At 39.4% G+C, this 26,564-nt stretch carries 25 protein-coding genes; 10 read left to right on the top strand and 15 right to left on the bottom strand.

Annotated features, from left to right (window positions below):
- Positions 1 to 14: 14 nt before the first annotated feature.
- The 5 genes from ACXAG7_RS07455 to ACXAG7_RS07435 form a co-directional block, all read right to left on the bottom strand.
- A complete protein-coding gene (locus ACXAG7_RS07455) occupies positions 15 to 653 on the bottom strand; it encodes a CatA-like O-acetyltransferase (RefSeq protein WP_476666479.1) in 639 nt (212 codons plus the stop codon).
- A gap of 76 nt (positions 654 to 729) precedes the next feature.
- Positions 730 to 2,199: an alpha/beta fold hydrolase gene (locus tag ACXAG7_RS07450; protein WP_476666478.1), complete on the bottom strand. Its 1,470-nt coding sequence runs from the start codon at positions 2,197 to 2,199 to the stop codon at positions 730 to 732.
- Complete coding sequence (locus ACXAG7_RS07445; RefSeq protein ID WP_408043232.1) at positions 2,183 to 2,710, bottom strand: nuclear transport factor 2 family protein; 528 nt, start codon at positions 2,708 to 2,710, stop codon at positions 2,183 to 2,185. Before ACXAG7_RS07445 ends, ACXAG7_RS07450 begins: the two co-directional genes overlap by 17 nt.
- Before the next feature lie 79 nt (positions 2,711 to 2,789).
- Positions 2,790 to 3,704: a helix-turn-helix domain-containing protein gene (locus ACXAG7_RS07440; protein WP_408043233.1), complete on the bottom strand. Its 915-nt coding sequence runs from the start codon at positions 3,702 to 3,704 to the stop codon at positions 2,790 to 2,792.
- A gap of 59 nt (positions 3,705 to 3,763) precedes the next feature.
- The gene (locus ACXAG7_RS07435) at positions 3,764 to 5,968 is read right to left on the bottom strand and encodes an endonuclease MutS2 (RefSeq protein WP_408043234.1); all 2,205 of its coding nucleotides are present in this window, start codon (positions 5,966 to 5,968) and stop codon (positions 3,764 to 3,766) included.
- 78 nt (positions 5,969 to 6,046) lie between these two features.
- Here ACXAG7_RS07435 and ung point away from each other — a divergent pair, with 78 nt between their 5' ends.
- Positions 6,047 to 6,712, top strand: coding sequence for a uracil-DNA glycosylase (ung, locus tag ACXAG7_RS07430; protein ID WP_408043235.1), 666 nt, complete (start codon positions 6,047 to 6,049; stop codon positions 6,710 to 6,712).
- Here ung and ACXAG7_RS07425 read toward each other — a convergent pair.
- The 6 genes from ACXAG7_RS07425 to ACXAG7_RS07400 all read right to left on the bottom strand — a co-directional run bounded on the left by ACXAG7_RS07425 (position 6,699) and on the right by ACXAG7_RS07400 (position 13,574).
- A complete protein-coding gene (locus tag ACXAG7_RS07425; protein WP_476666477.1) occupies positions 6,699 to 7,709 on the bottom strand; it encodes a glycosyltransferase family protein in 1,011 nt (336 codons plus the stop codon). The genes ung and ACXAG7_RS07425 overlap by 14 nt on opposite strands.
- A gap of 8 nt (positions 7,710 to 7,717) precedes the next feature.
- A complete protein-coding gene (locus tag ACXAG7_RS07420; protein ID WP_408043237.1) occupies positions 7,718 to 8,596 on the bottom strand; it encodes a UDP-2,3-diacylglucosamine diphosphatase in 879 nt (292 codons plus the stop codon).
- A 188-nt stretch (positions 8,597 to 8,784) separates the two neighbouring features.
- A complete protein-coding gene (gene secA / locus ACXAG7_RS07415; RefSeq protein WP_408043238.1) occupies positions 8,785 to 12,138 on the bottom strand; it encodes a preprotein translocase subunit SecA in 3,354 nt (1,117 codons plus the stop codon).
- A gap of 124 nt (positions 12,139 to 12,262) precedes the next feature.
- A complete protein-coding gene (locus ACXAG7_RS07410; protein ID WP_408043239.1) occupies positions 12,263 to 12,484 on the bottom strand; it encodes a DUF2795 domain-containing protein in 222 nt (73 codons plus the stop codon).
- 94 nt (positions 12,485 to 12,578) lie between these two features.
- Positions 12,579 to 13,154 (bottom strand): cob(I)yrinic acid a,c-diamide adenosyltransferase, encoded by a 576-nt coding sequence (locus ACXAG7_RS07405; RefSeq protein ID WP_408043240.1) that lies wholly within the window; start codon positions 13,152 to 13,154, stop codon positions 12,579 to 12,581.
- Between the two features lie 6 nt (positions 13,155 to 13,160).
- Entirely contained in the window at positions 13,161 to 13,574 is a 414-nt protein-coding gene (locus ACXAG7_RS07400; protein WP_476666476.1) for an acyl-CoA thioesterase, read from the bottom strand.
- 171 nt (positions 13,575 to 13,745) lie between these two features.
- Here ACXAG7_RS07400 and dnaA point away from each other — a divergent pair, with 171 nt between their 5' ends.
- The 3 genes from dnaA to ACXAG7_RS07385 are packed head-to-tail and all read left to right on the top strand — an operon-like array spanning position 13,746 to position 16,333.
- Positions 13,746 to 15,170: a chromosomal replication initiator protein DnaA gene (gene dnaA / locus ACXAG7_RS07395; protein ID WP_408043242.1), complete on the top strand. Its 1,425-nt coding sequence runs from the start codon at positions 13,746 to 13,748 to the stop codon at positions 15,168 to 15,170.
- Between the two features lie 10 nt (positions 15,171 to 15,180).
- Entirely contained in the window at positions 15,181 to 15,618 is a 438-nt protein-coding gene (locus ACXAG7_RS07390; RefSeq protein WP_408043243.1) for a low molecular weight protein-tyrosine-phosphatase, read from the top strand.
- Between the two features lie 4 nt (positions 15,619 to 15,622).
- Complete coding sequence (locus ACXAG7_RS07385) at positions 15,623 to 16,333, top strand: SAM-dependent methyltransferase (RefSeq protein WP_408043244.1); 711 nt, start codon at positions 15,623 to 15,625, stop codon at positions 16,331 to 16,333.
- 22 nt (positions 16,334 to 16,355) lie between these two features.
- On the opposite strand, the gene ACXAG7_RS07380 is transcribed toward ACXAG7_RS07385, so the two are convergent.
- The 4 genes from ACXAG7_RS07380 to dapF form a co-directional block, all read right to left on the bottom strand.
- Positions 16,356 to 17,015 carry a lysozyme family protein gene (locus ACXAG7_RS07380; RefSeq protein ID WP_476666475.1) on the bottom strand — a complete coding sequence of 220 codons (660 nt, stop codon included), beginning with the start codon at positions 17,013 to 17,015 and terminating at the stop codon, positions 16,356 to 16,358.
- Positions 17,016 to 17,234: 219 nt separating this feature from the next.
- The gene (gene mltG, locus ACXAG7_RS07375) at positions 17,235 to 18,263 is read right to left on the bottom strand and encodes an endolytic transglycosylase MltG (RefSeq protein ID WP_408043246.1); all 1,029 of its coding nucleotides are present in this window, start codon (positions 18,261 to 18,263) and stop codon (positions 17,235 to 17,237) included.
- On the bottom strand, positions 18,256 to 18,780 hold the full coding sequence (locus ACXAG7_RS07370) for a GNAT family N-acetyltransferase (RefSeq protein ID WP_408043247.1): 525 nt from the start codon (positions 18,778 to 18,780) through the stop codon (positions 18,256 to 18,258). The genes mltG and ACXAG7_RS07370 overlap by 8 nt, the downstream gene beginning before the upstream one ends.
- On the bottom strand, positions 18,777 to 19,562 hold the full coding sequence (gene dapF, locus ACXAG7_RS07365) for a diaminopimelate epimerase (RefSeq protein WP_476666474.1): 786 nt from the start codon (positions 19,560 to 19,562) through the stop codon (positions 18,777 to 18,779). The genes ACXAG7_RS07370 and dapF overlap by 4 nt, the downstream gene beginning before the upstream one ends.
- A 138-nt stretch (positions 19,563 to 19,700) precedes the next feature.
- Here dapF and ACXAG7_RS07360 point away from each other — a divergent pair, with 138 nt between their 5' ends.
- The 6 genes from ACXAG7_RS07360 to ACXAG7_RS07335 all read left to right on the top strand — a co-directional run bounded on the left by ACXAG7_RS07360 (position 19,701) and on the right by ACXAG7_RS07335 (position 26,562).
- A complete protein-coding gene (locus ACXAG7_RS07360; RefSeq protein ID WP_476666473.1) occupies positions 19,701 to 21,077 on the top strand; it encodes a trypsin-like peptidase domain-containing protein in 1,377 nt (458 codons plus the stop codon).
- A 135-nt stretch (positions 21,078 to 21,212) separates the two neighbouring features.
- Positions 21,213 to 22,655 carry a glyceraldehyde-3-phosphate dehydrogenase gene (locus ACXAG7_RS07355; RefSeq protein WP_408043250.1) on the top strand — a complete coding sequence of 481 codons (1,443 nt, stop codon included), beginning with the start codon at positions 21,213 to 21,215 and terminating at the stop codon, positions 22,653 to 22,655.
- Between the two features lie 100 nt (positions 22,656 to 22,755).
- Positions 22,756 to 23,133 carry a hypothetical protein gene (locus ACXAG7_RS07350; RefSeq protein ID WP_476666472.1) on the top strand — a complete coding sequence of 126 codons (378 nt, stop codon included), beginning with the start codon at positions 22,756 to 22,758 and terminating at the stop codon, positions 23,131 to 23,133.
- A gap of 171 nt (positions 23,134 to 23,304) precedes the next feature.
- Positions 23,305 to 23,874 carry a hypothetical protein gene (locus ACXAG7_RS07345; protein WP_408043252.1) on the top strand — a complete coding sequence of 190 codons (570 nt, stop codon included), beginning with the start codon at positions 23,305 to 23,307 and terminating at the stop codon, positions 23,872 to 23,874.
- 15 nt (positions 23,875 to 23,889) lie between these two features.
- Positions 23,890 to 25,890 (top strand): NAD-dependent DNA ligase LigA, encoded by a 2,001-nt coding sequence (gene ligA, locus ACXAG7_RS07340; RefSeq protein ID WP_476666471.1) that lies wholly within the window; start codon positions 23,890 to 23,892, stop codon positions 25,888 to 25,890.
- 18 nt (positions 25,891 to 25,908) lie between these two features.
- Complete coding sequence (locus tag ACXAG7_RS07335; RefSeq protein ID WP_408043254.1) at positions 25,909 to 26,562, top strand: lysoplasmalogenase; 654 nt, start codon at positions 25,909 to 25,911, stop codon at positions 26,560 to 26,562.
- Positions 26,563 to 26,564: the final 2 nt, after the last annotated feature.

Raw genomic sequence — 26,564 nt, 5'->3', positions numbered from 1 at the left:
GTATGCCTAATTATTTAGTAAGGTGGAGTTTCTAGCAGTTTTTGAAATAGATCAATAAACTGACTAACTTCTTTACCGTCAACCAGGGCGTGATGTACGTGAATAGACACGGGCATTTCTAATTGGCCATTAGTTTCAAATACTTTTCCAAAGGATATTTTCGGGCAACTGTCTTTGTAAGCATAGTGTCGCGCATGTGATAAGGACGTAAATTTTATCCATGGCAAAGAAGAGAAATGGACTACATTTTCACCACCCACAGCAGGGATTAATGGGGCTCCACCTCGAACGCGGTCTATTTCCAGATTAGCAATTTTCTGAAATTCTTCGAAATCGGGATGGTAATTCATATAGGAAAAACCAAAAGTTCCATCGGGTTTGTCTATGGTTGGAGAGGCATTTATTTGTTCGTAAAGATATACAGCATCTTCTTTGATACGGTATTTAAAGGCCGTTGTTTCGTTGATAGCTTTCAATGAGGCGTGTAAATAGTACAAGAAGAAAGAGCAGGTAGTGGCTTTGCAATATTCAAATGCTTTGGTACAGGTAACATTGACTGTAAGACCGTAAAAGGGTTCGTCAAAATCTTTGAAGAAATTAAAAATTTCACGACGGTTCCATGTGCTAATGTCAATTTTTTTAGGGGTGTTCATCAGGTGATTTTCTTTGCTGTAAAAATAGAGATTATAAATGAATACAAAAACAGCAACTCGACGAGTTGCTGTTATTTTAACGCAGTTTTTGATGAAAAAATTTACTGGTTTTTTCTACGGCCAAGCTCACTTCTGGTTCTTGATCATAAAAGTTGAATTGATGCATAGGGGATGCTAGTGTTGTAGGTACCCATAACAGTTCTTTGTCACTACTTTGTAGCTCTTCAAAATACTTTTTGGTATAGTCTGGTAGTACACAACCATCAGAATGAATCATTAAAACGGGTTGCTGTATTTGAGCTGCCGATGGAAAGGGGTCCAAAGTAAGCCAGTCTTCCCAACTCGCTAGCGCAAACTGATTGGGATCCCATTGCTTGACGGCTCCTCGTGAAGGGTTGAGGTAGTAGTCAAACTCTCCGTACATGGCAGCCGTGGAATCGGTAGTTGAGATGGCCTTGATATACGCAATGTCACCTGTTTCGGCGTAGTGTTTTTTCGCTCGTTGTGCAGCTTTAATCTTTTCTTGAACTCCGGCTTCACCTCCGTAAAATAGGGTGACAGCCTCGGCGTCGTGTAACCAAGAAGCCGTTGTTGCTACCGCTTTAATGCTAGGGGTTTCAGCGGTTGCCATTAAGGCGTACATAGACCCTGCACAAACACCAAAGATTCCAATGTTGTCAGCAGCTACTTCGGGTAGTGTTTGCAAGAAGCTTACAGCGTTTTGTATGTCTTTGATTTTCATGGTTGGATTTTCCCATGCTCTTGGTAATCCTTCACTTTCACCAAAATTTCTAAAGTCAAAGGCCAAGCTGATAAATCCTTGCTCAGCAAAACGCTTGGCATACAATCCGGCCATTTGCTCTTTTACCGTTGTCCAACTTCCAACTGAAATAATGGTTGGGTATTTTTTTCCTTTTTCATAGTTCTTAGGTAAAAATAAATTTCCTTTGATACGTAGTCCTTCACTGTTAAATTGGACTGGGATTATTTGTTGTTTCATAGTGTTTGAGGTTTTGGTAGCTACGGACAAGCCAAAAGCTTTAGCCGCAGGTATGGGGTTAAAAATTTCAACGTATTCTAATATTTCTCCACGACTGTTAAAAGTAAAAGTCGCATAGTATTGATTGGTATACACATCTGTAGTATTCAGAAAATCAATGGCGCCTTTAAACTTGACAAAAAGGCTGGTTGGTGATTCCAGCGTATACATTTCTTCAATGACGAAACGCATAGAGTTAATTGCAGGAAAGACAGGTTTCCAGTAAGATGCTATTTCCTCTTTACCGATGGCCCCTCTGGGAAATATATCCGAATGATACGGATTAATGTGCTGCGCATCGTCGGCGAATAGCGAAACGAGTTTCTCGAGATTCTTAGTTTCGAGTGCTGTAAAAAAATTCGTCACAGTCGTTTTATTACGGGTAGCAATTTTCATCGCAGCTGAGGTAGCTTTGTGGGGAGGCGTACTACTGGACTGTGGAGTCTGACAAGAGTAGCACCAGAGTAGGACTGACGCTACCAGTGATAACTTAGTGAGTTTTTGCATGTTCTTGTGCTTTTTTAATTAATGAACTGTTTCCCGTTTGAAATTTGTAATGGAAGGTCATGGCCGTAATGCGCCATTCTTTATGGATCAATTGTAATTCGAAATCGTAGCTTCCAACCACAGTCCACACTGAGCCCTGTGGGTCTGATAGGTAGTGCTGTGCTGTTCCATAACAAAACACCTTGGCAGTGGTTTCGGTACTTTTGGAATTAAAGTTTCCGATTTGATGGTGCGTGTATTCAAAACCGGGTAAAATAGATTTCCAAGCCGAACTGATGGCTTTTGGAGTGAGTATTTGCGCTGGTTGCCCGTTCATAGATGAATAATCAAGGCGTACCTCTGGAGCGAATAATTGGTGGAGTGTATTCCAGTCTCCTCGGTCAGTTGCGATAAAAAGGTCGGTAACGGTTTGTACAGGGTTGCTTAATGGATACATGTTTTCTTCTGGTGTTTCCGGATGTTTTGCCGTGAGGCAATTCAGTCCTATGAATAAAATTAAGAGCTGTTTCATATTGTCTTTGTTGAACAATACAAAGGTCTCATAACTCCAGAAGTCTTAATTTACAGAATCAAAGTGAAAAGTACAGAAATCAAAGAACCTGTTGTTTTCTGTATTTGTTTGGGGTAGTATCGGTCATTTTTTTGAAAAAACTACTAAATCTATTCGGAGATTCGAAGTGCAATTCGTAAGCAATTTCCTTAATACTCAAATTACTGTGAATTAGTTTTGACTTGGCTAAACCGAGTAGGTGTAGGTGTATGTGATTTTTTGTCGTTTTGCCTGTTATTTGTTTAAGTATGGCATTCAAGTGGTTGGTGTGCACTGCGAGCTGATCGGCATAAAAACTGGGAGAGTGTGTTTTTTGATCGCTAAGACTTTCCTTGTAAAAAGCCGCTTCGAGTAGGTGTTGGAAACGAGAAAGCAGGTTAATGTCAGCTTTTCTAATCGCATTTTGGGCTTCACGGGCATCGAATTGTCGCGTAAAATACCGTTTTACATAATTTAGCAATACGAGCACCTGGCTTTCTATAATACGGAGAGAGTCGGGTTGTAGGTGCTGGTATTCTCTGTGTATGCCTTCGTAAATATGAAGCAATCGCTGAATTTCGTGAGGAAAGACCTTAAAGGGTTGAGAGGTGTCAATCTTTAAAAAGGGAAACTCGTGTAACAGCGATTGTAGGTATTGAGATTGAGCGATAAACTCTTTGGTAAACATGAGGTAGTATCCTTGCCAATCGGGGATAATATCCCAAGAAAGTACTTGGAAAGGAGTGTTAAAAAAAACACTGGCGCCCTTAGGAAGTTGCTGGTGTACACCTGAAGTAACGGTTCCTCCACCTTCAATTTTGATGGCTATGGCATAAAATTCATGCTTAAAAGAAGGCATTTGAGCAACAACCGTTGGCATGTTTTCTTCAAAACTTCGTATATCGAAGTAGGGATGCTTGGGAGCGGGAATGCAAATAGCTTGACAGTAGTCATCGATAGATTTAAAATGCTTCATACAAAGTTCAATATACGATGAATTTTACTGGCAAGCTATTGGGTTTTATAAGGAGCTCGTTATTTTGCTTTTTGAACGAGTTCTAATTGTTCTATTTTGGCTTTGGTGGTAAACAAACCGTAGTTGATAAATACGGTATTCTTTTCAATTTTATCAATAGTTCCCACTGCATTACCATCGATTAATCGAACTCTGTCGTTAATCTTATACACATAGGCAGCTCGTTTTTGTGCTTCTATGGCAGCCTCTTTTTTCTTTTCCTCACGAACCTTAACAACTTTTTGCAGTACTTCTTTTTCTACTTGCTTGATCGTTGCCTGTTGTTTTTGTTCGGCAATTTTGTCTTGTTTCTTTTCGGTTTTGGTTTTCTTTTTAGGCGGATTTTTTTTGGTGTATTTTGTTTTTTCCGCAGCTACCCATTTAAAGAAACCAGTAGACAACTCTTTTTTGTTGTTGGTCTGAAAATACTTGTTTAGCAACTCGTTAATGGTTCTTCCTAGGCTCAACATGCGTTGATTATTATCGTAAAGCTCTTGGAATCCTTCGAGTTTTTCTCGGATTTTGAGTTCTTTTTGTTGCAAGCTCTCCAATTGTTCCTGCTCTTTGGATTGTTGTTTTTCCAAATTATCAGAGGTCTTTTGTAAGCGATTGCGTTCTTTTTGAAGTTTAGAAATGGTTTTATCCAGTCTAATTTTTTCGTTTTCAACACGTTTTTTCGCTCTGTTGATTAAACTAAATGGAATTCCATTTTTCTGAGCTACTTCAAAGGTGAAGGAACTTCCAGCCTGCCCGATAAACAATTTGTAAAGAGGTTCTAAGCTGCGTTCGTCGAATTGCATATTCGCATTGGTCACATTCTCTAATTCATTAGCTAATACTTTTAAATTCGCGTAATGTGTTGTAATGATTCCATATGCTTTTTTCTCATAGAATTCTTCCAAGAAAATTTCAGCCAAGGCACCTCCTAATTCCGGATCAGATCCGGTTCCAAATTCATCGATTAAGAAAAGTGTTCGGTCGTTGCATTTTTTTAAAAATGAACGCATGTTCTTTAATCGGTAGCTATAGGTACTCAACTGGTTTTCGATACTCTGATTGTCTCCGATATCTGTTAGGATATTTGAAAACAACGTTGTTTCACTGCGTTCGTGAACCGGTATGAGCATCCCACTTTGCAACATTAATTGCAAGAGCCCAATGGTTTTTAGCGTAATACTTTTACCGCCGGCATTAGGACCAGATATAACGATGATCTGTTGCTTTGGATGCAGTGTAATGGTCTGCGGAATGGTGGTAATTCCCTGAGCTTTGTTCTTCTTCCACAAAATAGGGTGGTAGGCATCGCGTAACAACAGTTTTTTGTCTTTGCGAATGGTGGGTAATAACCCGTTTATTTCATGTGCATAAGTCGCTTTTGCACGAATGCTATCGATGTGGACAAGGTATTTTAGGTATTCGTCGAGCAGTGCCGTATAAGGACGTATTTCTTCTGCTAAGCTCCTCAGTACTCTCACAATTTCTTGCTTTTCTTCGTAGAGGAGATTTTGTAACTCTCGGCTAAAACTCAACGTAGCCTGTGGAGCTATATAAACGATATTTCCTGATTTGGACGACCCCATGAGGCTTCCTTGAACCTTTCGTCTGTGCATGGCGAGTACGGCCAATACACGTTGATTGTCGACAATGGTTTCTTTGATATCATCTAAGTATCCATTGCTGTGACTTCGGCTGAGGGCTCTAGAAAAGCTCTCTGATATTTTACCTCGAACCCCTTTAATATCCCTTCTAATTTGTTTTAGGGCAGGAGAGGCGTTGTCGTGAATTTCACCATAAGAAGTGACCACGCGTTGAATTGCAGTAATAATATCGTTAGTCAAGGGGATTTCCCCTGTTAATTCGGCTAATTTTGGATAGTATTCTTTGAACTTGTCAAAAAATTTGATGTGCTCGTTTACTGTGCTACTGGTAGTAGCGAGTTGTAAAAATGCTTCAGCTTCTAAAAAGCTGTTTTCTATAGCTAATCTTTTGATATGTTCTGTAATGTTATCAAACCCGTGATTCGGTATTCTGTTTTCATTGACAAACGAACTCAAATATTCGTTTACGAGAGCGAGCTCAAAAAAAAGCTGCTTATAATCCGTAAACGGTCGAATTTGAAGTACGCGTTCTTTTCCCAAGCCCGAAAGGCAATAGGTAGCAATTTGTTCGAGAACAGTCGTGAATTCTAAATCTTGTAAAGTTTTATCGGTAATTACAGTTTTCAATGTTTATTTTTGATTAAAATTAAGGCCTAACCGACGTTTGACGTCTACATTTGCTAGGGTGCACAAAAATAACAAACTATGGAGCTAAAAATAGAGGATAGCTGGAAAAATGTTTTAAAAGAGGAGTTCGAAAAGCCGTATTTTGAGGAACTGCGTCAATTTGTAGCACACGAATACGAACATCAGCGTTGTTTTCCTCCAGAAGAGGAGATTTTTGCGGCATTTCAGCATTGCTCTTTCTCAGAAGTAAAGGTCGTTATTTTAGGGCAAGACCCTTACCACGGTCAAGGACAAGCAAACGGTCTGTGTTTTTCTGTGCATGATGGAATTAAGCATCCACCATCACTCGTAAATATTTTTAAAGAATTGACCGTCGATACGAATCAGTTGTATCCAGCTTCGGGTGATTTATCGTCTTGGGCTTCACAAGGAGTACTGTTGCTAAATGCTACACTTACAGTGAGAGAAGGTGAGGCCGGAAGTCATCAGCGCAAAGGCTGGGAACAGTTTACCGATGCTGTGATTGCTAAGCTTTCAGAAGAAAAGGAAGGACTGGTATTTATGTTGTGGGGAGGGTATGCAAAGAAGAAAGGAAGAAAGATTGCGACTTCAAAACATACGGTACTTGAAGCAGGACATCCTTCTCCCTTGAGTGCAAATCGCGGGTTTTGGTTTGGTAATAAACACTTTTCATCGGCCAATAGAGCGCTCGAACAGCGCAATCTTTCCCCTATACAATGGTAGGTAATATAGTTTGGTTGTAAAACGGAAGGGTGATGGCTGCTAATATATCTTCGGTACAGTCTGGGTAGTGTACTGAGACAGTTTCCGTTGATTTAATCCACTGTGCGATTTTTTGATACTGTTTTTTATTGAATTTTTTAAGTACGGGAACTCCCATTTCTTGTAAACTCAAGGCATTGCATTGCTGTTCGTATTGATTTTTCATTGGGATAACTAACAGCTTCTTTCCTAAAAAAAGAGCTTCCGCTGGGGTTTCAAAACCTGCGCCGCAGAGCACTCCTGCAGAGGTAGCAATACTCTTTATAAAATCAGATCCGTTAATCGGACGTATGGTAATATTGTTTTTGTATTTGTGTTTGTCTGTATGCTTGGAAAATACTTCCCATTTAACTTGGCTAAATTCGGAGAGGACCTTGATGATTTTTTTATCGCTGTAGGCGGGCAAGTAAACGGTGTAATGTCCTTTGTTGGTGCTGTTTCGATAGCGGATTTGCTTTCGAATAATCGGTGTGAATATTGCCGAAGAATAGGGTTTGAAATGAAAACCGAATTTGATACGGGCAGGAGCGTAGTACTTTAATAGTAAGCGCTCAATTTTATAAACCCCAAATTTTGGTGCGTTCTCATCGAGTACAGCATTTTGATGACTTAGAGAAATAATGGGAACATTGTTGATTTTTGCAGCCCAAGCTGAAACGGGTTCAAAATCATTGATCACCAAATCGTACTCTTTTACGGGGAGTGATTTTATTTCTTGATAGAGTGTTTTAAGCCGAAGTTTTTTCAGCGTTTGAGAAAAATCGATGCCTCCCTTTTTTCCAAAAATAAAACTTAAACCATACATTTTATAGTTGATGTCAAAAGGAAAATCAAGTTCACATTGATATCCGCTAATCAATACATCAACGTCTGCTTTTTGTTGGAGGTAGGGGATGATTTCGATGGCTCTACTAGCGTGCCCATTTCCCGTACCTTGAATGGCGTATAAAATCTTCATAAGGGCGTTTATTTATGGTGTTTTGTAATGTTAAATTCGGCGAGTAACGCTGCAAATAGTTGAGCGTTGTTACTTTCTACACTGACGAGTTCAAGGTCGTTTACCTGTTGGTTGAGGTGAGGTTTTTGAGCGAGTTCGTCCTTTTCGTACTCGTAGAGACTCCAGCGTTGATGCTGGTACTCTAAGGCTGTCAAATTCTCTATCCAGTCACCGGAGTTGAGGTACATGGTCGTTCCATTTTCGCGTTCAATGCGTTTCATTTCGGGCTGATGAATGTGGCCGCATACTACGTAATCATAGCCTTCCTCAATGGCAATATCAGACGCCGTGGTCTCGAAGTCATTGATAAACTTTACAGCGCTTTTTACGCTATTTTTAATTTTTTTTGAAAAGGACAGACGTCCGTAGCCTAGCTTTTCACTAATCCAGTTGACGGCGGTGTTAATCATGATGAGGGTGTCGTAACCCACGCCTCCTAGTTTGGCCAACCACTTAGAATGCTGCATGGTGACATCGAAAACGTCCCCGTGAAAAAACCATGCTTTTTTACCATCGATATTCAAAACTACTTTATTGACAATTTCAAAGCTCCCCAATCGAAATCCTTTGAATTTTCGGAGTGTTTCATCGTGATTCCCCGTAATGTAATAGACTTTGGTCCCAGAGGTTATAAAACTCATTAATTGTTTAATAACCTTTAAATGTGGTTTGGGAAAGTAACGTTTGTTAAATTGCCATATATCAATGATATCTCCGTTCAGAATTAGAATTTCGGGATCGATGGTTTTGAGGTAATTGTTGAGCTCAGTTGCTCTGCACCCGAAGGTACCTAAATGTACATCTGATATTACAGCTATCTCTAATTTTCGCTTTCTAAGGTTGGTCATAGGTACTGTTTAAGGAATGAAAATATTCAGTATGGATACCTTAACAAAGGTAGTTGGCCTATGTTTTGACTGTGAAATGTAATTATCAATAATTGGTAATCAAATAATTACCCTACTGTAAGTTCAGTGTTATATAAAAGTAAAAAGCCCGGTAAAAACCGGGCTTTGTATCGTATGTGAATTGGTGACTAGTGGTTGTAAAGTACCCAAGTACCTTCTTCTAAAAGAGGGATTGCTTGTTTGAATTTAACTTCTTTCTCTTCACCTGTTCTGATGTTTTTGATCGTAACGCGTTCGTTTCTTCCAATTTTTGGTTGCTCGCGAATTACAGTTTCAATAACGGGTTGTTCTTGCTGCGTTTGTTGTTGACGAGCTTGGCTAATTGCCTGCTGCGTTGAATTCTGAACTTCGTCTTTATGCAACTCTAAGGCTTCTTGTTGTTGCTCTTCAGCCTCTGAAATCTGTGACTCATCATAAGTTGGTAATTTCCCTTTGAAAAGGAAAGAAAGCACCTCTTTGTTGATTTTATCAATCGTTGTTTGGAACAATTCAAATGCTTCAAACTTGTATACCAATAAAGGATCTTTTTGCTCGTACGAAGCGTTTTGAGAGGTGTGTTTTAACTCGTCCATCTTACGCAAGTGATCTTTCCAGTTTTCATCGATGATCGCAAGTGTGATGTTTTTCTCAAAATCTCGAACGAGCGATTTACCTTCTGTCTCATAGGCTTCCTTTAAGTTGGTCACTACTTGGAGTGTTTTGGTACCATCGGTAAAAGGAACTAAAATGTTTACATAGCGGTCACCTTCTGTTTCAAAAACGTTTTTGATCACTGGGAATGCCTGAGTTGCATTGCGCTCTGCATCGTTTTGGTAGTGTTCAGAAACAATTTTATACAACTTGTCAATTAAGGCTTGTTCATCTCCAGTTTTGAATTCTTCTTCTGAGAAAGGAGAAGTCATCGATGAGAAACGAATCAACTCAAATTCGAAATTTTGGAAGTTGTTGGTTCCTTTGTTGGCTCTAACAATCACATCACAGGTATCGTAAATCATGTTTGCGATATCGATTTGTAAGCGTTGTCCATCTAAGGCGTGTCTACGGCGTTTGTAAACAAATTCACGTTGAGCGTTCATCACGTCATCGTATTCTAATAAGCGTTTACGAATACCGAAGTTGTTTTCCTCAACTTTTTTCTGAGCGCGTTCAATCGATTTAGAAATCATTGAGTGCTGGATAACTTCACCTTCTTGTAATCCCATGCGGTCCATCATTTTTGCGATTCTTTCCGAACCAAACAAACGCATTAGGTGATCGTCTAAGGCTACGTAGAACTGAGAAGAACCTACGTCTCCCTGACGTCCTGCACGACCTCTTAACTGACGGTCAACACGACGTGAATCGTGACGCTCTGTACCGATAATAGCTAAACCACCTGCGGCTTTAACCTCGTCAGAAAGTTTAATATCCGTTCCACGTCCCGCCATGTTTGTCGCGATAGTTACCTGTCCAGGCTTTCCTGCTTCTGCAACGACGTCCGCTTCTTTTTTGTGTAGTTTCGCATTTAAGATATTGTGAGGAATTTTACGCATTTGTAACATACGTCCAAGTAATTCCGAAATTTCAACAGAAGTAGTACCTACTAATACAGGACGACCTTCGTTTACTAATTTCACAACATCGTCAATAACGGCATTGTATTTTTCACGGGTAGTTTTATACACTAAATCTTGCTTGTCATCTCTGGCAATTGGACGGTTGGTAGGAATTTCTACTACATCCAATTTGTAAATTTCCCAAAATTCCCCAGCTTCTGTAATTGCGGTACCCGTCATTCCTGATAATTTGCGGTACATTCTGAAGTAATTTTGTAAGGTTACTGTAGCAAAGGTTTGCGTAGCATCTTCAATTTTTACGCTTTCTTTAGCTTCAATTGCTTGGTGAAGACCATCTGAGTAACGGCGTCCATCCATGATACGTCCAGTTTGCTCGTCAACGATCATTACCTTGTTATCCATAACTACGTATTGAATATCTTTCTCGAAAACAGTATAAGCTTTCAATAATTGGTTCATCGTATGGATACGCTCACTTTTTACACTAAAGTCGCGGTACAATTCTTCTTTTAGTTCAGCCTTTTGTTCTGGGCTGTTATCGCTTGATTCAATTTCACCAACTTTTACACTGATATCTGGTAATACGAAGAACGTATTGTTATTGGTGACAGCTGATAGGTGAGCAATACCTTTGTCAGTTAAATCAATTTGACTGTTCTTCTCTTCTACGGTAAACCACAATTCTGCATCCACTTCAGGCATGAGCTTGTTGTTGTCTTGCATGTAGTAGTTTTCAGTTTTTTGCAGAATTTGCTTAATTCCCTCTTGTGATAAGAACTTAATTAAAGCTTTGTTTTTAGGCAAACCGCGGTATACGCGATACAGTAAGAAACCTCCTTCTTTAGTATCTCCTTCCTTGAGTAATTTTTTAGCTTCTGCTAATACTCCTACTAAATATTTGTTTTGCAGGGTTACCAAGTCGGCTACTAAAGGCTTTAACTCATTAAATTCGTGACGATCTCCTAGTGGCACAGCTCCTGAAATAATCAACGGTGTTCTCGCATCGTCAATCAATACAGAATCGACCTCGTCAATAATAGCGTAGTTCGGTGCGCGTTGCACTAAATCTTCTTTTGAGTTGGCCATATTGTCACGGAGGTAGTCAAAACCAAATTCATTGTTGGTTCCGTAGGTAATGTCCGCATTATAGGCTTTTCTACGAGCTTCTGAATTCGGTTGGTGGAAATCAATACAATCCGTACTTAATCCGTGGAATTCAAAAATTGGAGCCATCCAAGCGCGGTCACGTTTTGCTAAGTAATCATTTACGGTTACTACGTGAACTCCTTTACCTGAAAGGGCATTTAAATATACAGGTAGGGTAGACACTAAGGTTTTCCCTTCTCCCGTCATCATCTCAGCAATTTTACCTTGATGTAAAACAGATCCACCAATTAACTGTACGTCGTAGTGCACCATATCCCAGGTCACTGCTTTTCCGGCAGCATCCCATGAATTGGCCCAAAATGCCTTGTCTCCTTCGAGGCGAATGTGTTCGTGGGTACCTGAAAGCTCTCTGTCAAATGGAGTAGCGGTAACCTCTACTTCTGGATTAGAAGCAAAGCGCTTTCCCGTTTCCTTAACAACGGCAAAAGCCTCTGGCATGATATCTTGTAAAACAAGTTCTGAAGCTTCGTAGGCTTCGTCTTTTAACTTGTCAATTTGAGTGTACAATTCTTCTTGCATATCGATGTCTGCATCGATAATTTTGGTTTCTAATTCAGCAATTTGATTGTCAAAAGGCGCAGTAGCCTCCTGAATTTTTTGCTTAAATTCGACAGTTTTAGCACGCAGCTCATCGTGAGACAAACTCGCAAGCTGGTCTTCATACATCTTTACTTTTTCAACGATAGGTTGAAGTAATTTCAGGTCTTTTTGTTGTTTGTCTCCAACAAACATCTTTATGATCGAATTTAAGATACTCATTTTAATTTATTGGTTTATAGTTAGTTACCTATTGGTGACCAACATATATTTTATGATATAGTATAAGTGCTTAAAAATAAGCAAAAAAAAAGCCTCGTAAAGAGACTTTTTAGGGTGTTATTTTCTAATATTCATCTTCATTCCAAAGATAATCTTCTTCTGATGGGTAATCAGGCCAAATCTCTATAATTGAATCGTATGCTTCACCTTCATCTTCAATATCCTGTAAATTTTCTACTACTTCAAGAGGGGCTCCTGTACGAATTGCATAATCAATTAATTCGTCTTTTGTGGCTGGCCATGGTGCATCTGCTAAATACGATGCTAATTCAAGTGTCCAATACATTTCTTTATCGGTTTTTTTGATTTTCGCAAAAATAATTTTTTTTTCTAAAAAGTCAAGTTTTTTTTATAAAATCTAATTTCGTAAATTAAAGAACTTAGTTAAGCTTCTCCGGAATCCATTTAACTTCCGTTGCTTGTAAATCCTGTGTCAACTTCCGTGCCAACACAAAAAGGTAGTCAGAAAGTCGGTTTAAATATTGTAAAACGGTCTCTTCAACGGCAGTTTCTTCCTGTAAAGCCACTGATAAACGCTCGGCACGACGGCACACACAACGAGCTATATGACAATATGACACGGTTGGGTGACCCCCTGGCAATACAAAATGTGTCATCTGCGGTAAGTCTTCATTCATCTCGTCCATGGCAGTCTCTAAATAGCTCACTGAGGCTTCGGTGATTTTGGGTATGTTTAATCGGTCTTTACCGTTTTTTAAGGTAGCTTTCTCTGGTGGGGTAGCGAGCATCGCTCCCAGGGTAAACAAGTCGTGTTGAATTTTAATGAGTTGTTCGCGGAGTATTTCGTCGGCAACACAGTCGCGAATAAGGCCAATATGTGAGTTGAGCTCATCGACAGTACCGTAACTTTCAATGCGCAAATGGTGTTTTGGAACTCTGCTACCTCCGAATAGGGCAGTGGTTCCTTTGTCTCCTGTTTTTGTATAAATCTTCATGTGTTGTTAGTTCAAGGTATTTAGTGAGAATTTTTCGATGAGTTCTTCTGGGCAGCGCATGGGTTTTTGTTTGGCGCGATCCATGAATGCCAGGACCGTATTTCCCGTGCATAATAACTCGCCTGCTTCGTTGACAATTTCATAGTCAAATTCAATTTTGACAGTTGGCAATTTCTTTAAGCGAGTCCTTATATATATACACTCATCGTAGTAAGCTGATTTTTTAAAATTACACTGTAGGGATATTACCGGTAAAATGATGCCTGAATTTTCCATATCTTTGTAAGTGACCCCTTGTTGGCGTAGCCATTCGGTGCGTCCGACTTCAAAGAATTGTGCATAATTACCGTGATAAACCACGCCCATTTGGTCGGTTTCACCGTATCGAATACGTAAGGTGCTGGTATGCTGATAGAACATGTTTTTTTCTTGTTATTTAGTATTAACGTTACGCAAAAAAAAAATAAAAATCAATAGTGATTTGGTTTTTTTTTACTGAAAATTATTCACACTTTTGTTCCTCCAAATAAGTGAGTTTAGAGTCCCCTATAATCTAAATAAAATTAAACAAATTAATCCTTTTTCACCAATATGACTAAAACAGCTGATTCAGTTTGGATGGAATGCTTGTCCTTTATTAAGGACAATATCAAGCCACAGGCATATAAGACTTGGTTTGAGCCGATTAAGCCCATTAAATTGTCAGGGGAGGCTTTGACTATTCAAGTACCTAGTAAGTTTTTTTACGAGTGGTTAGAAGAGCATTACATCAAATTACTAAGAGTCGCTTTGGTAAGACAACTTGGAAACGATGCCAAGTTGGTGTATGATGTACGTATGGAGAATACGTATAGTAGTAATAATCCACAAACGGTAAAAATTCCAAGTTCGAATAGAAACCCTTTGAAACCTCAAAAGGTTACTGTTCCATTAGAGTCGAAGAGAGAATTGAAAAATCCATTTGTGATTCCAGGATTACAAAAGGTTAAAATTGAATCTCAATTGAACCCTAACTACAATTTTTTGAATTTTGTAGAAGGTGATTCAAACCGATTAGCGCGATCTGCAGGTATGGCTGTTGCCAATAAGCCTGGAGGAACTTCTTTCAACCCCTTGTTGATTTACGGTGGAGTAGGGTTAGGTAAAACTCACCTTGCACACGCCATAGGAGTTGAGATCAAAGATAAGTACCCAGATAAAACGGTATTGTACATCTCATCTGAGAAGTTTACACAGCAATTTATCGATTCTGTAAAGTCGAACACGCGTAATGATTTTATTCACTTCTATCAAATGATAGATGTACTCATTATTGATGACGTTCAATTCTTATCAGGAAAGGCGGGTACACAAGACGTGTTCTTCCACATCTTTAACCATTTACACCAAAATGGAAAGCAAGTGATCCTGACCTCGGATAAGGCACCTGTTGATATGCAAGATATCGAGCAGCGTTTATTGTCGCGTTTTAAATGGGGGTTGTCAGCTGAACTCCAATCACCAGATTACGAAACTCGTGTTTCTATCTTACAAAATAAATTGTACAGAGATGGTGTTGAAATGCCTGAAGAAATTGTTGAATACATCGCCAAGAATATCAAGTCAAACGTACGTGAGTTAGAGGGAGTCATCATTTCGATGATTGCACAAGCTTCGTTTAACCGAAAGGAGTTTACCATTGAATTGGCAAAACAAATCGTAGATAAGTTCGTTAAGAATACCAAAAAGGAATTATCTATTGATTATATACAAAAAGTAGTATCGAAATACTTTGATATGGACGTGGCTACTTTACAGTCAAAAACACGTAAGCGTCATATCGTACAAGCGAGACAGTTGGCAATGTACTTTGCCAAGAGAATGACAAAATCGTCACTTGCGAGTATCGGTAGCCAAATCGGACAACGCGATCACGCTACAGTATTGCACGCATGCAAAACTGTTGATAACTTGACAGAGACCGATAAACAGTTTAAAAAATACGTGGAAGACTTGACAAAGAAGTTAACTCTTTAAACGATATATTATGAAAATACTAATGGTGTGTTTGGGGAACATTTGTCGTTCTCCGTTAGCCGAAGGTATTTTAAAGTCTAAAGTATCTTCTGAAGTAGAGGTAGATTCAGCCGGAACGGCTGGGTATCACGAAGGGGAATTGCCCGATACACGCTCTATAGCAGTAGCAAAGAAATACGGAATAGATATTACAAATCAGCGATCGCGAAAGTTTACGGTCGCTGATTTTGATTATTTTGACCTTATTTATGTGATGGATGACAGCAACTATCACAACGTGCTTTCATTGGCCAGAAATGACGAAGATGCTTTGAAAGTAAAAATGATTCTCAGTGAATTGGGCAGTACTGCCAATGTCCCAGATCCGTATTACGGAGGGACTGATGGCTTTGAAAATGTATATGCGATGCTCGACGATGCTTGTGATGTAATTTCCTCTAAAATGTAACCTTATGACGAACGCTAAGCTTTATTTAATTCCGACTACCTTAGGAGATACTGAACCTCTAGAAGTAATGCCAATCTCGGTGAAAAAGGTGATCGAACACCTCGATTATTTTATCGTGGAAAACGAAAAATCTGCTAGGCGTTTTATTAAAAAAATTACTCCTAATAAGCCGCAACCTTCCCTGAATTTAATGTTGTTAGATAAGTATTCTGATGAACTGGAAACACGTCATTATTTAGATATGTGTCAGGAAGGTGTTTCAGTAGGTTTGCTTTCGGAAGCTGGCGTGCCGGCTGTTGCTGATCCAGGAGCAACTATTGTAAAATTGGCGCACGAAAAAGGAATTCAAGTGGTGCCTTTAGTAGGGCCTTCCTCTATTTTAATGGCAATGATGGCTTCGGGAATGAACGGTCAAAGTTTTGCGTTTAACGGTTACCTACCTATTGATAAAAGTGATCGCAAACGCGCTATAAAAGAATTAGAAAAGCTTTCAAAAGATAAAAATCAATCGCAGGTATTTATTGAAACGCCGTACCGCAATGAAAAGATGTTAGACGATTTAAGGGCTATTTTAGCACCAGACACACGTGTTTGTGTGGCTTGTGATATCACATTGCCAACAGAGTATATTAAGACTTATACAATAAGAGAGTGGAAGAAAATTAAAACCGATTTACACAAGCGTCCTAGTATATTTATAGTCCACAGGTCGTAAATCGGTTCTGAAGTTTTTGTTGTTAAACAGTGGCCTTTTTATTGGCCGTTATGTTCGATACGTCGTATCCGCTAAATTTCTTTAAGTAGTCTTCAATAGACGTTCCGTAGGCATCGTTAAATTTGTACTTTCCGCGCGATCTTAAAAACTTTTTTACATTTCCAGCACCACTGAGATGGGCTGCTGCTAAAATTCCGGATTCGGTGATGGTAATACCGTTAATACGCTTACCAACACTGCGACGAATATCTCTTCGCAATATCCATTTATTAACCTTACACAAGGCTATAAATGTGCGTTCCTGTAATTCTGGATCCTTTAAAAAAGTTCGAGTGTTGTAAATTCTGAATCGTTTTAAAGTAGATTTCCCAAATTGATATTTCCCCAAATATCCTAAGCTGTTAATTACAGTATAGTTCCCCTGTGATTCCTTAAAGGCTAAAGCTTCTCTAAAGCCGATAAAGTCTCTTTTTAAAAAAGGAAAGGTAAATACTTCCTTTTTAGCTACTGCTACAATTGGAGGTAAGATTTCCTTTTTTTCTTTTTTTTCGGGTTTACTAGCAAAGCTCGAAAGCAAGAGTATCCCAAAAATACTTACAATTAAATGTTTGATAATGAATAACTTTCTGTTAAGCGGGGGCAAAGATACGACAAATACTGTAATTAAGTCTAAGGGTAACACTCCAGTTTGTAGGGGTAAAATCCTGATTTTACGTGGATTGCTATTTCTTTTTGCGTTAAATGCTGTATTTGGGTGTTTGTATTGAGGATATGTTAATAAATGTATGTTTTGTTGGGTAAAATGACAAAACTGTTAAAAATTAGTCAAAATACTGATATGTAGTGAGTTGTGAGGGGGTAAAAAAATAGCCGAGCAAGAACTCGGCTGTAAGTTTTACGATTATCTTCTGATACCTTGTTGGTTAATCCATTTATGGTATTTGATGGCATTTCTGTTGTGTTGTCGGAGTGTTTTGGCAAAGGCGTGATATCCTGGTTTATCAATACTGGCACACATGTAGTAATAGTTGTGCTTTGTGTGGTTTAATACCGCATCAATTGCTGAGATATCAGGCATGCCTATAGGACTGGGAGGAACCCCTGTATTTTGATAGGTGTTGTAAGGCGATGCAATCGTGAGATCTTTTGATAGGACTCTTTTCACGACGTAATCTTGCCCGTGCAACTGCTTTAAACAGTAAATAAGGGTCGGATCGGCTTGAAGCATCATATTTTTCTTAAGTCTGTTAAGGTAGAGTCCGGCAACAACAGGACGCTCACTAATTTTAGCAGTTTCTTTGTGTACAATCGCAGCCAACGAACTTACCTCTAGCGGACTTAACTTAAGTGCCTTTGCTTTTTGTAAACGTTCTTTATTCCAAAATCGTTTGTATTCTTTGAGCATTTTGTTACGGAAGCCCTCGGCAGACGTGTTCCAGTAAAATTGATAACTATTGGGAATAAAAATAGCGAGTACTGTAGCCTTGTTTAGGTTGTTTTTGGATAAGAAGTCAGGATCTTTGAAAGCGGTGATCAAGGCAGTGGAGTCTGCTTCAATCTGAGTAGCGATTCGACCTGCCAATTTTTCTAATGTGTCTTGATTGTTGAAAGCGACTTTGATAGCCGTTTGTCGTCCGCTTCTCAATAGATTGACGAGTTCGTCGTTATTCATTCCTTTTTTTAGCTCGTATTTTCCCGCTTTGGGAGTTTTGAATTTTTTTAAGCCGGCCACCCATGAAAAACTAGCTGGATTGGCTAAAAGTGGTCCTAGCTGTTGTTCCAGTTCTTCGAACGTAGTACCTGTTTTTACGTAGAGTTCTGTGTCTTTTGTAACTGAGGAACTGTATATTTTTTGTCGGAGGAAACCGCCGGCAATAAGGGCAATTAAAAGCAGGGCGCCTCCTGCTATAAGTAGTGTTTTTTTAGTCATTGATTAATTGAAATAGTAGTTCGTCCTTAAATTTTCCTGCGTGGAAAATCCAGTCTTTCTTGGAACCAATTTTACGAAAATTTTTGCTTTTAAATAAATTTAAGCTGGCCTTATTGTCTTCTGTAATATTTGCGAAGAGCTGGTGTAGTTGTAAATGCTTAAAACAATAGGGGATAATAAGGTCCAAGGCTTCTGATGCGTATCCTTGATGTTGCTGTTCTTTGGTGATAAGTATGCCAATACCTGCGCGTCTGTGTTGCGGGTTGAAATCAAAGAGGTCAACCGCTCCAATAGCTTCTTGGCTACTTTTAAGGTATGCTATTAAACGCAGTTGTTTGGCTTCGTAAATGTCTTGATGCGCATTTTCGAGGTATTGGTGCAGTACAAATCGCGAGTACGGAGTTTGGGTATGACTTACTTCCCAGAAATCCTCGGTATTCTCAACAGTATACAAGAAGTCCAAGTCTTCCGGTTCTAACGGGCGCAGGCCTATTCGGTTTCCTTGTAAAATGGTCATGAGTCTGCCGCTTTAATGGTTCCTTGAAATACTTGTTGGGCAGGTCCGGTCAGGAAGATGTCTGTAAATCCGTTCGGCGTTGCTTTGAAGCTAACTTCCAATTGTCCGCCTTGAACAGGGAGTTTTACGGTTTGACTTTGGGTGTAGTTACCCGTATACATCGCCAGTGCTACTGCGGTAACCCCTGTACCACAGGCAAGTGTTTCGTTTTCAACTCCGCGTTCATAGGTTCGTACCTTAAAGGTGTCGTCGTTGAGTTGTTCTACAAAATTGACATTGCTACCTTCCTTTCCATAAACGCCGTTACGGATCTGCTTTCCTTCTGTGTATACATCGTACGAGTGCAAGTCTTTAACCAATCGTACATCATGTGGAGAGCCGGTATTCACAAACCAATTGTCAGTGTGGATTTCCACCTGAGCAACATCTATCATCTGCAGCGAAACGATGCCATCAGTCATAGTGGCGTGATGCAAACCGTCAATGGCATTAAAGGTCGTTTGTTGATCAAAAATGCCTAAGTGCTGTGCGAATGCTACGATACAACGACCGCCATTTCCACACATAGTACTCTCATTTCCGTCGGCATTGAAATACACCATACGAAAATCACTATGGTCATCGTTCTCTAAGAGGATAAGACCATCGGCCCCAATACCAAAATTTCGATGGCATAAATGAGCGATAAGTTTTTGGTTTTCTTTAGGGAACTGTCCAAGGCGATTGTCGAGTATCACAAAGTCATTACCGGTGCCTTGGTATTTGAAAAAGTCTAATGTCATAATAGGCAAAGATACTATTTAGTTTAGAAATCAGGAAGTGTTAAACGCTGGTTAAATTGCGTTAAAACGTCGTTAAACAGATTTTCTTAAAATGTTAAAATTGTATATTTGAGTATCAATATAATGAGTCAAAAGCATATGAAGAAATTATTAGGAATTTTAGGTGTAGCGTTTTTAGGAGGCGCCGTGGCGCTTGGAGGCTACAAGTTGTTATTAGAAGATAACCAAACTATTGTGCGCGTGCAAGAGGAAGACAGTGTCCCTGTTGTTCGTACTTCGTATACCAATCCGATTTTGAATACGTCATCGATGCCGACCAATTTTACGGAGGCGGCGGAAAGTACGGTGCACGCAGTGGTACACGTAAAAAATACCGCAATTAGAACCCAGCAAGATCCCATGAGTTTCTTTTTTGGGGGGCGTGGAACACGACAGTACGAACAGGTAGGAACCGGAAGTGGAGTGATCATCTCTCCTGATGGTTATATCGTAACGAACAACCACGTGATTGAAGGGGCAAAGGATATTGAAATTACCTTGAACAACAGAAAAAAATACAAGGCATCTTTGATTGGAGCTGATAAAAATAGAGACATTGCTTTATTAAAGATCGACGCTGGGAAAGACTTGCCGAATATTCCTTTTGGAAATTCAGACAATATTAAAATTGGAGAATGGGTGTTGGCAGTAGGAAACCCGTATAACTTAACCTCTACGGTAACGGCGGGAATTGTAAGTGCCAAAGGAAGAGATTTAGAAGGAAATAGAAATATAGAATCGTTTATTCAAACTGACGCGGCGGTGAACCCTGGGAACAGTGGTGGAGCTTTGGTGAATACACGAGGTGAGTTAATAGGAATTAATACGGCTATTTCTTCGAGAACAGGATCGTTTATCGGTTATTCTTTTGCAGTACCTTCTAATATTGCCAAAAAAATTATTGACGATTTGTTGGAGTTTGGAAGTGTTCAGGAAGCAATTTTAGGTATTGGAGTGGATGACTCTGATGAGGAATTGGAAGGTGTCAAAATTGGATCGATGGAAGAAGGTAGTGAGGCGCTTCGTGCAGGTTTAAAAGAAGGCGATGTAATTGTCAAGGTAAACGATGTGAAGATTGCAAAGTTTTCGGATCTCAAAGGGCAGCTAACAGCAAAACGTCCGGGAGAATATGTGGCGGTTACCGTAAACCGTGATGGTGAAAATTTGATCAAGAAAGTGAAATTGTCCAAACGAGTTACTTTCCGTGCGTATCGCTTTGGCTTAGAATTAAAAGATATGACAGCCAAAGAGTTGAAAAAGTTAGGAATTGATGGAGGAGCTAAGATTACGAAAAGTAACAACAAGGTGTTTGAATATTACAATGTTGGTGCTGGTTATGTCATCACACAAATCAATGCGGTAAAAATTACTTCGGCTAGTCAGGCTACAGAAATTTTAGAAAACTATACTGGAAAACAACGCATGTCAGTACAGTTAATGAATCCTTCGGGGCAAACGGAAGTATACCGTTTTTAAGAATGAAAGAAAGGATATAACAACGAAGATCCCATGGCAAAAAGCGATGGGATTTTTTATTTTTAAAAAAGTTACGAAATCGTTTGAAATATGTACTTTTGCAGCAATATTTAAAATTTTAGTTAACACACAACTATGTCAACAATAACAAATTACGAAAAAGAAGTAGCAAGCCAAGCTCAGGTTCGTAGAGCGACCGTAGAATTTATCAATATTGTAAATGATTTATGGTATGACAAATCTATTGAATTAGTGCTTTTTAGAAACCCGTTGGTCGATAAAAGAGCGAGTGAGGTATTGAACCTTATCGATTACGCAGGAGCTTTTGTTGCGAAACCGATCTCTATTGAAGATGCGTTGTCGATTGCAAAGGCAATTCAGTCAATCGAGTTACCAGCGTCAAAATTGGACATCGGTAAACTTGCTTATGAATATCACTTAACTGATGATAGCTCATTAGACAAGGTAGCCTTTGTTAAGAATCAACTAAGCGAGGCAAAGGAAGCAGTGAATATTGAACCTAAAGACGTAGTGTTATACGGATTTGGACGTATTGGACGTTTGTTGGCTCGTGAGTTGAGTAGTAAAATGGGGAAAGGTTCACAGTTGCGTTTGAGAGCTGTGGTTACCCGTGGAAAAATTGACCAATCAGTTTTAGAAAAGAGAGCTTCATTGTTGAGTATTGATTCTGTACACGGTGACTTCTTAGGAACTGTTCAGGTGGATGCTGAAAACAATGCATTGATCATCAACGGTACAACTGTATACATGATTTCTGCGGCTCAGCCAGAAGATATTGACTATACGGCTTACGGAATTAACGATGCCCTGATTATTGATAATACAGGAGCCTTTAGAGATGAAGAGGCTTTAAAGCGTCACTTAGTACCAAAAGGAGCAAGCAAAGTTTTATTAACAGCTCCAGGTAAGGGGATTCCTAACATCGTACACGGTGTGAATCACTTAGAAAACAATCCAGATACGATCGATATTTTCTCTGCAGCTTCATGTACAACGAATGCAATTACTCCTGTATTGAAAGTTTTAGAAGATAATTTTGGTATCAAAAAAGGACACTTAGAAACGATTCACGCTTATACGAATGACCAGAATTTAGTAGACAATATGCACAAGAAATACCGTCGTGGTAGAGCTGCTGCGTTAAACATGGTTATCACGGAAACAGGTGCGGGTAAAGCTGTGTCTAAAGCCTTGCCAGCCTTGGAGGGTAAACTGACTTCTAGTGCTATTCGCGTACCAGTACCTAATGGGTCATTGGCGATTTTAAACTTACAGTTGAACTCATCGACAACCGTAGAAGCGGTTAATGCGATCATGAAACAATACGCTTTAGAAGGAGACTTAGTAGAGCAAATTCAGTACTCATTGAGCAACGAATTAGTGTCATCGGATATCGTTGGAACTACAGCGCCTTCTATTTTTGATAGTAAAGCGACGATTGCTGATGGGGATACTATCGTAATTTACGTTTGGTATGATAACGAATACGGATACTCACACCAAGTAATGCGTTTGGCAAAACACATCGCTAAAGTGCGTCGTTTTACCTACTATTAACAGTAGTATTACTTAGAATAATTATAAAAAACCGAAGCGATTTTACGTTTCGGTTTTTTTAGTATATTTGAGACATTAATCCCCAAAATAATCCCCTATAATGAAAAAAGCAATCGCTCTAGTTGCCTTTTTTTTACTGCTATGCGGTAAGTCGTATTCTCAAGAAAATTCAAAAGCAAGTACAGTACTAACCTCAGGGAAATGGCGCATTGCGTCGTTGCGTATCGGTGCGGAAAAAGAAACTTTTTCCTCGAATACTGAAAGTTGGTTGCAATTTGAAAAAAACGGAACTTATATTATGGTCATGAATGCTAATAAGAAGTCTGGAAAATGGGAATTAGAACGACAAGGAAAGGTGCTAATGTTTAAAAACGAAGGTTCGAAAGACGATTTTAACATCAGAAAATTGACCCAAAGTGCCCTGGAATTTACTACAGTTGAAAATGCAGTAGAGTACACCATGGTTTTGGAGCGCTAAAAAACAACTTTTTAAAAATGAACAACGCCTGAAGTCTAACTTGAGGCGTTTTTTGTTTTTAAGGCAAGGGGCTAACCACAAACTTTTACGTAACTTAGCCTCCTCACAAGCGCAGGAATAGCACAGCGTATTGCGAGACATTTCAAAATTTAATTCAGATATTTTTACGATATGAAAGTTTCCTTATTTTTAGGCTGTATATTAGTTTCCTTAACCATGCAAGCACAATTACCTTATTACGAATTACCTGAGGCTCCAAATTCTTACAAAGCAGGAGCTGTGGTGAGCAGACTTATCGACGGATTGGGATTTAGATATTACTGGGCAACAGAAGGGCTCCGCAAGGAAGACCTCGCATTTAGAAGTACAGAAGCATCCAGGAATGTACGAGAGACCCTAGAGCATATTTATACGCTTTCAGAAATGACTTTAAGCGCTGCTGAACAACGGGTGATGAAACCACAGCAGGTGAATGGCCTTTCCTTTAAAGAATTGAGGAAGCTCACCCTAGAAAATTTTTACAAGGCGAGTAATATTTTAGTAAATACGGATGATTTAAGTGCTTATCCTTTAAAGATACAAAGAAAAGAAGGAGTGACGACACTTCCGTTTTGGAATCAATTAAACGGTCCTATTGCCGATGCCTTATGGCATGTGGGACAGGTGGTTTCGTTTCGAAGAATGTCGGGAAATCCCTTTCCTAAAGGAGTGAGCTTATTAACAGGAACTGTAAAAAAATAGTTTAGAGAACTTATAATGACAATAAAAGAGAAGATTGAAGGGCTGAGAGAAGAGTTACGACAGCACAACTACCGCTATTATGTTTTAGACAACCCAAGCATTGACGATTTTGAGTTTGATACCAAACTCAGTGAGCTTATCCGATTGGAAGAAGCGAATCCGGAGTTGTTTGATCCGAACTCTCCAACGCAACGAGTAGGAGGCGGAGTGACGAAAAATTTTGTGACGAGTGTTCACAAGAACAGAATGTATTCGTTGGACAATTCCTATTCGAAAGAAGATTTGTTAGATTGGGAGAAGCGAATTCAAAAGATTGTGGGGACAGCTGGGATTAGCTATACCTGCGAGTTAAAATACGATGGAGCCTCTATAAATTTAACCTATGAAAATGGACGTTTTGTGAAGGCAGTGACTCGTGGTGATGGCGTTCAAGGTGATGAAGTTACGTCGAATATTAGAACTATTAAATCGCTCCCCTTAGTAATTGCAGAGGATTTTGTTAAGGATTTTGAGATGCGAGGTGAAATTATTTTACCAATTGCCGGCTTTGAAAAAATGAACGAAGAGCGCGTGGCAAACGGGGAGGAGCCCTACCGAAATCCGAGAAATACGGCAAGTGGAAGTTTAAAATTACAAGACAGTGCAGAGGTAGCAAAACGACCTTTGGATTGTTTGCTGTACCAAGTTGTTACTGACGAACGAAAATACGATACCCATTACGACAGCTTATTGGCTGCACAAAAAGTAGGATTTAAGGTGCCTGATACGATTACCTTGGCGAATTCCATTGAAGAAGTGATTGCTTTTGTCGAAGCTTGGGATGAGAAAAGGCATGACCTACCTTATGAAACAGATGGGGTGGTGATCAAAGTCAACAGTATTCAATTACAAGAGGAATTAGGGTTTACTTCTAAGGCCCCACGTTGGGCTATAGCCTATAAGTTTAAAGCCGAACAAGTAACAACGGTACTCGAAAGTATCAGCTATCAAGTTGGACGTACTGGGGCGATAACGCCAGTGGCTAATTTAGCACCTGTTCACCTGGCCGGTACGGTAGTAAAAAGAGCTTCCTTGCACAATGCAGACCAAATTGAAAAGTTAGATATTCGTGTTGGTGATACGGTGTACGTAGAAAAGGGAGGTGAAATTATTCCGAAGATTATCAAAGTAGAATTGGCGAAACGCCCTTTAGATTCAAAGGCCACCGCATATGCGACCCACTGTCCTGAATGCGATACGGAATTGGTACGAACCGATGGAGACGCCAAGCATTATTGTCCTAATGAATTTGGCTGTGCTCCGCAAATTACAGGGCGTATTCAACATTTTATCAGCAGAAAGGCAATGGATATTGATGGTTTAGGAGGTGAAACTGTAGATCTGTTGCGAAAAGAAGGATTGGTGACGAGTTATGCTGATTTGTACGAGTTAACCAAGGAGCAAATTATTCCATTGGATCGAATGGCTGAAAAGTCGGCACAAAACATGATTGCTGGGATTGAGAAATCCAAGGAAATCCCCTTTGAAAAAGTATTGTTTGCTTTAGGCATACGTTTTGTTGGTGAAACGGTTGCTAAGAAATTGGCTAAACATTTTAAATCCATTGATGCATTACTAGCAGCAGATATAGAAACGCTCGTAGCTGTGGATGAAATTGGAGAGCGAATTGCGCAGAGTATTCGAGCCTTTGCTGAGGAGCCTTCAAATACTGCTTTGATAACGCGTTTGAAAAGTTACGGACTACAACTTCAGGTGTCTGAGGAAAGCTTAGCGAATCAGACAGATAAACTTGCCGGGAGTGTTTTTGTAGTTTCGGGAGTGTTTCATCAAATGAGTCGAAACGAGCTGAAAAAGGCAATTGAAGATAACGGAGGTAAAGTGAGTAGTTCTATTTCTAAAAAAACCACGTATGTTGTGGCGGGTGACAATATGGGGCCTAGTAAGCTCACCAAAGCAGAAGGGCTTGGTATTCCTATTATTTCGGAACAAGATTTTATCGATATGATTAATCAATAATTTATAAAAGAAAAACAAATGAAAAAAACGAGATGGTATTGGATAGCGACCGTATTTTTTATGCTGGTAGCAATCGCTGATGTGTATGCAGTTATTACAGCAAATAAATCGGTAGAAATGTTGTGTAAACCACTGTTGATGACTACACTGGTTACGGTGTATTTAACAGCAGTCAACAAGCCTAATTTTTGGTTTGTCAGCGGCTTGTTTTTTTCATTTTGGGGCGATGTATTTTTGCTCGATAAAGAACAGTTTTTTGTGTTTGGACTCGGGTCTTTTTTACTAGCTCATTTTATCTATATAAAAATTACAGTATCCTTTTTGGAAAAGGAATTGACGAGTAAGATGATCAGTTCGTCAATTCCTTTTGTACTGTTATTTGCAGGCTTACTTTTGTTGATTTACGATAATTTAGGAGAAATGCTGGTACCGGTAATCGTGTATGGTTTAACCATAGCAACGTTTGGTTCTTGCGCCTTTTTGTTGTATCGACAACAGCCTTCAAAGGAACATACTTGGCTGTTTTTAGGAGCAGTTATTTTTATAGCTTCGGATAGTTTGATAGCGTTAAATAATTTTTACAGTCCAAAACACTTGTTTGATATCGCTATCATTGTTTTGTACATCATCGCACAGTATTATATTACGAGAGCAATGATTGCAAAGCGTTAATT

Source organism: Tenacibaculum sp. AWR4_210 (assembly GCF_056160945.1).
Note: the sequence above shows the minus strand (reverse complement) of the source record. Positions and strands in the feature narration are given on the sequence as shown.

Bases quoted from the DNA above. Each gene is read 5' to 3' on its own strand.
- ACXAG7_RS07455 (WP_476666479.1), bottom strand. From the start codon at position 653: ATGAACACCCCTAAAAAAATTGACATTAGCACATGGAACCGTCGTGAA.
- ACXAG7_RS07450 (WP_476666478.1), bottom strand. From the start codon at position 2,199: ATGCAAAAACTCACTAAGTTATCACTGGTAGCGTCAGTCCTACTCTGG.
- ACXAG7_RS07445 (WP_408043232.1), bottom strand. From the start codon at position 2,710: ATGAAACAGCTCTTAATTTTATTCATAGGACTGAATTGCCTCACGGCA.
- ACXAG7_RS07440 (WP_408043233.1), bottom strand. From the start codon at position 3,704: ATGAAGCATTTTAAATCTATCGATGACTACTGTCAAGCTATTTGCATT.
- ung (WP_408043235.1), top strand. From the start codon at position 6,047: ATGGAGCTAAAAATAGAGGATAGCTGGAAAAATGTTTTAAAAGAGGAG.
- ACXAG7_RS07425 (WP_476666477.1), bottom strand. From the start codon at position 7,709: ATGAAGATTTTATACGCCATTCAAGGTACGGGAAATGGGCACGCTAGT.
- ACXAG7_RS07420 (WP_408043237.1), bottom strand. From the start codon at position 8,596: ATGACCAACCTTAGAAAGCGAAAATTAGAGATAGCTGTAATATCAGAT.
- secA (WP_408043238.1), bottom strand. From the start codon at position 12,138: ATGAGTATCTTAAATTCGATCATAAAGATGTTTGTTGGAGACAAACAA.
- ACXAG7_RS07410 (WP_408043239.1), bottom strand. From the start codon at position 12,484: ATGTATTGGACACTTGAATTAGCATCGTATTTAGCAGATGCACCATGG.
- ACXAG7_RS07405 (WP_408043240.1), bottom strand. From the start codon at position 13,154: ATGAAGATTTATACAAAAACAGGAGACAAAGGAACCACTGCCCTATTC.
- ACXAG7_RS07400 (WP_476666476.1), bottom strand. From the start codon at position 13,574: ATGTTCTATCAGCATACCAGCACCTTACGTATTCGATACGGTGAAACC.
- dnaA (WP_408043242.1), top strand. From the start codon at position 13,746: ATGACTAAAACAGCTGATTCAGTTTGGATGGAATGCTTGTCCTTTATT.
- ACXAG7_RS07390 (WP_408043243.1), top strand. From the start codon at position 15,181: ATGAAAATACTAATGGTGTGTTTGGGGAACATTTGTCGTTCTCCGTTA.
- ACXAG7_RS07385 (WP_408043244.1), top strand. From the start codon at position 15,623: ATGACGAACGCTAAGCTTTATTTAATTCCGACTACCTTAGGAGATACT.
- mltG (WP_408043246.1), bottom strand. From the start codon at position 18,263: ATGACTAAAAAAACACTACTTATAGCAGGAGGCGCCCTGCTTTTAATT.
- ACXAG7_RS07370 (WP_408043247.1), bottom strand. From the start codon at position 18,780: ATGACCATTTTACAAGGAAACCGAATAGGCCTGCGCCCGTTAGAACCG.
- dapF (WP_476666474.1), bottom strand. From the start codon at position 19,562: ATGACATTAGACTTTTTCAAATACCAAGGCACCGGTAATGACTTTGTG.
- ACXAG7_RS07360 (WP_476666473.1), top strand. From the start codon at position 19,701: ATGAAGAAATTATTAGGAATTTTAGGTGTAGCGTTTTTAGGAGGCGCC.
- ACXAG7_RS07355 (WP_408043250.1), top strand. From the start codon at position 21,213: ATGTCAACAATAACAAATTACGAAAAAGAAGTAGCAAGCCAAGCTCAG.
- ACXAG7_RS07350 (WP_476666472.1), top strand. From the start codon at position 22,756: ATGAAAAAAGCAATCGCTCTAGTTGCCTTTTTTTTACTGCTATGCGGT.
- ACXAG7_RS07345 (WP_408043252.1), top strand. From the start codon at position 23,305: ATGAAAGTTTCCTTATTTTTAGGCTGTATATTAGTTTCCTTAACCATG.
- ligA (WP_476666471.1), top strand. From the start codon at position 23,890: ATGACAATAAAAGAGAAGATTGAAGGGCTGAGAGAAGAGTTACGACAG.
- ACXAG7_RS07335 (WP_408043254.1), top strand. From the start codon at position 25,909: ATGAAAAAAACGAGATGGTATTGGATAGCGACCGTATTTTTTATGCTG.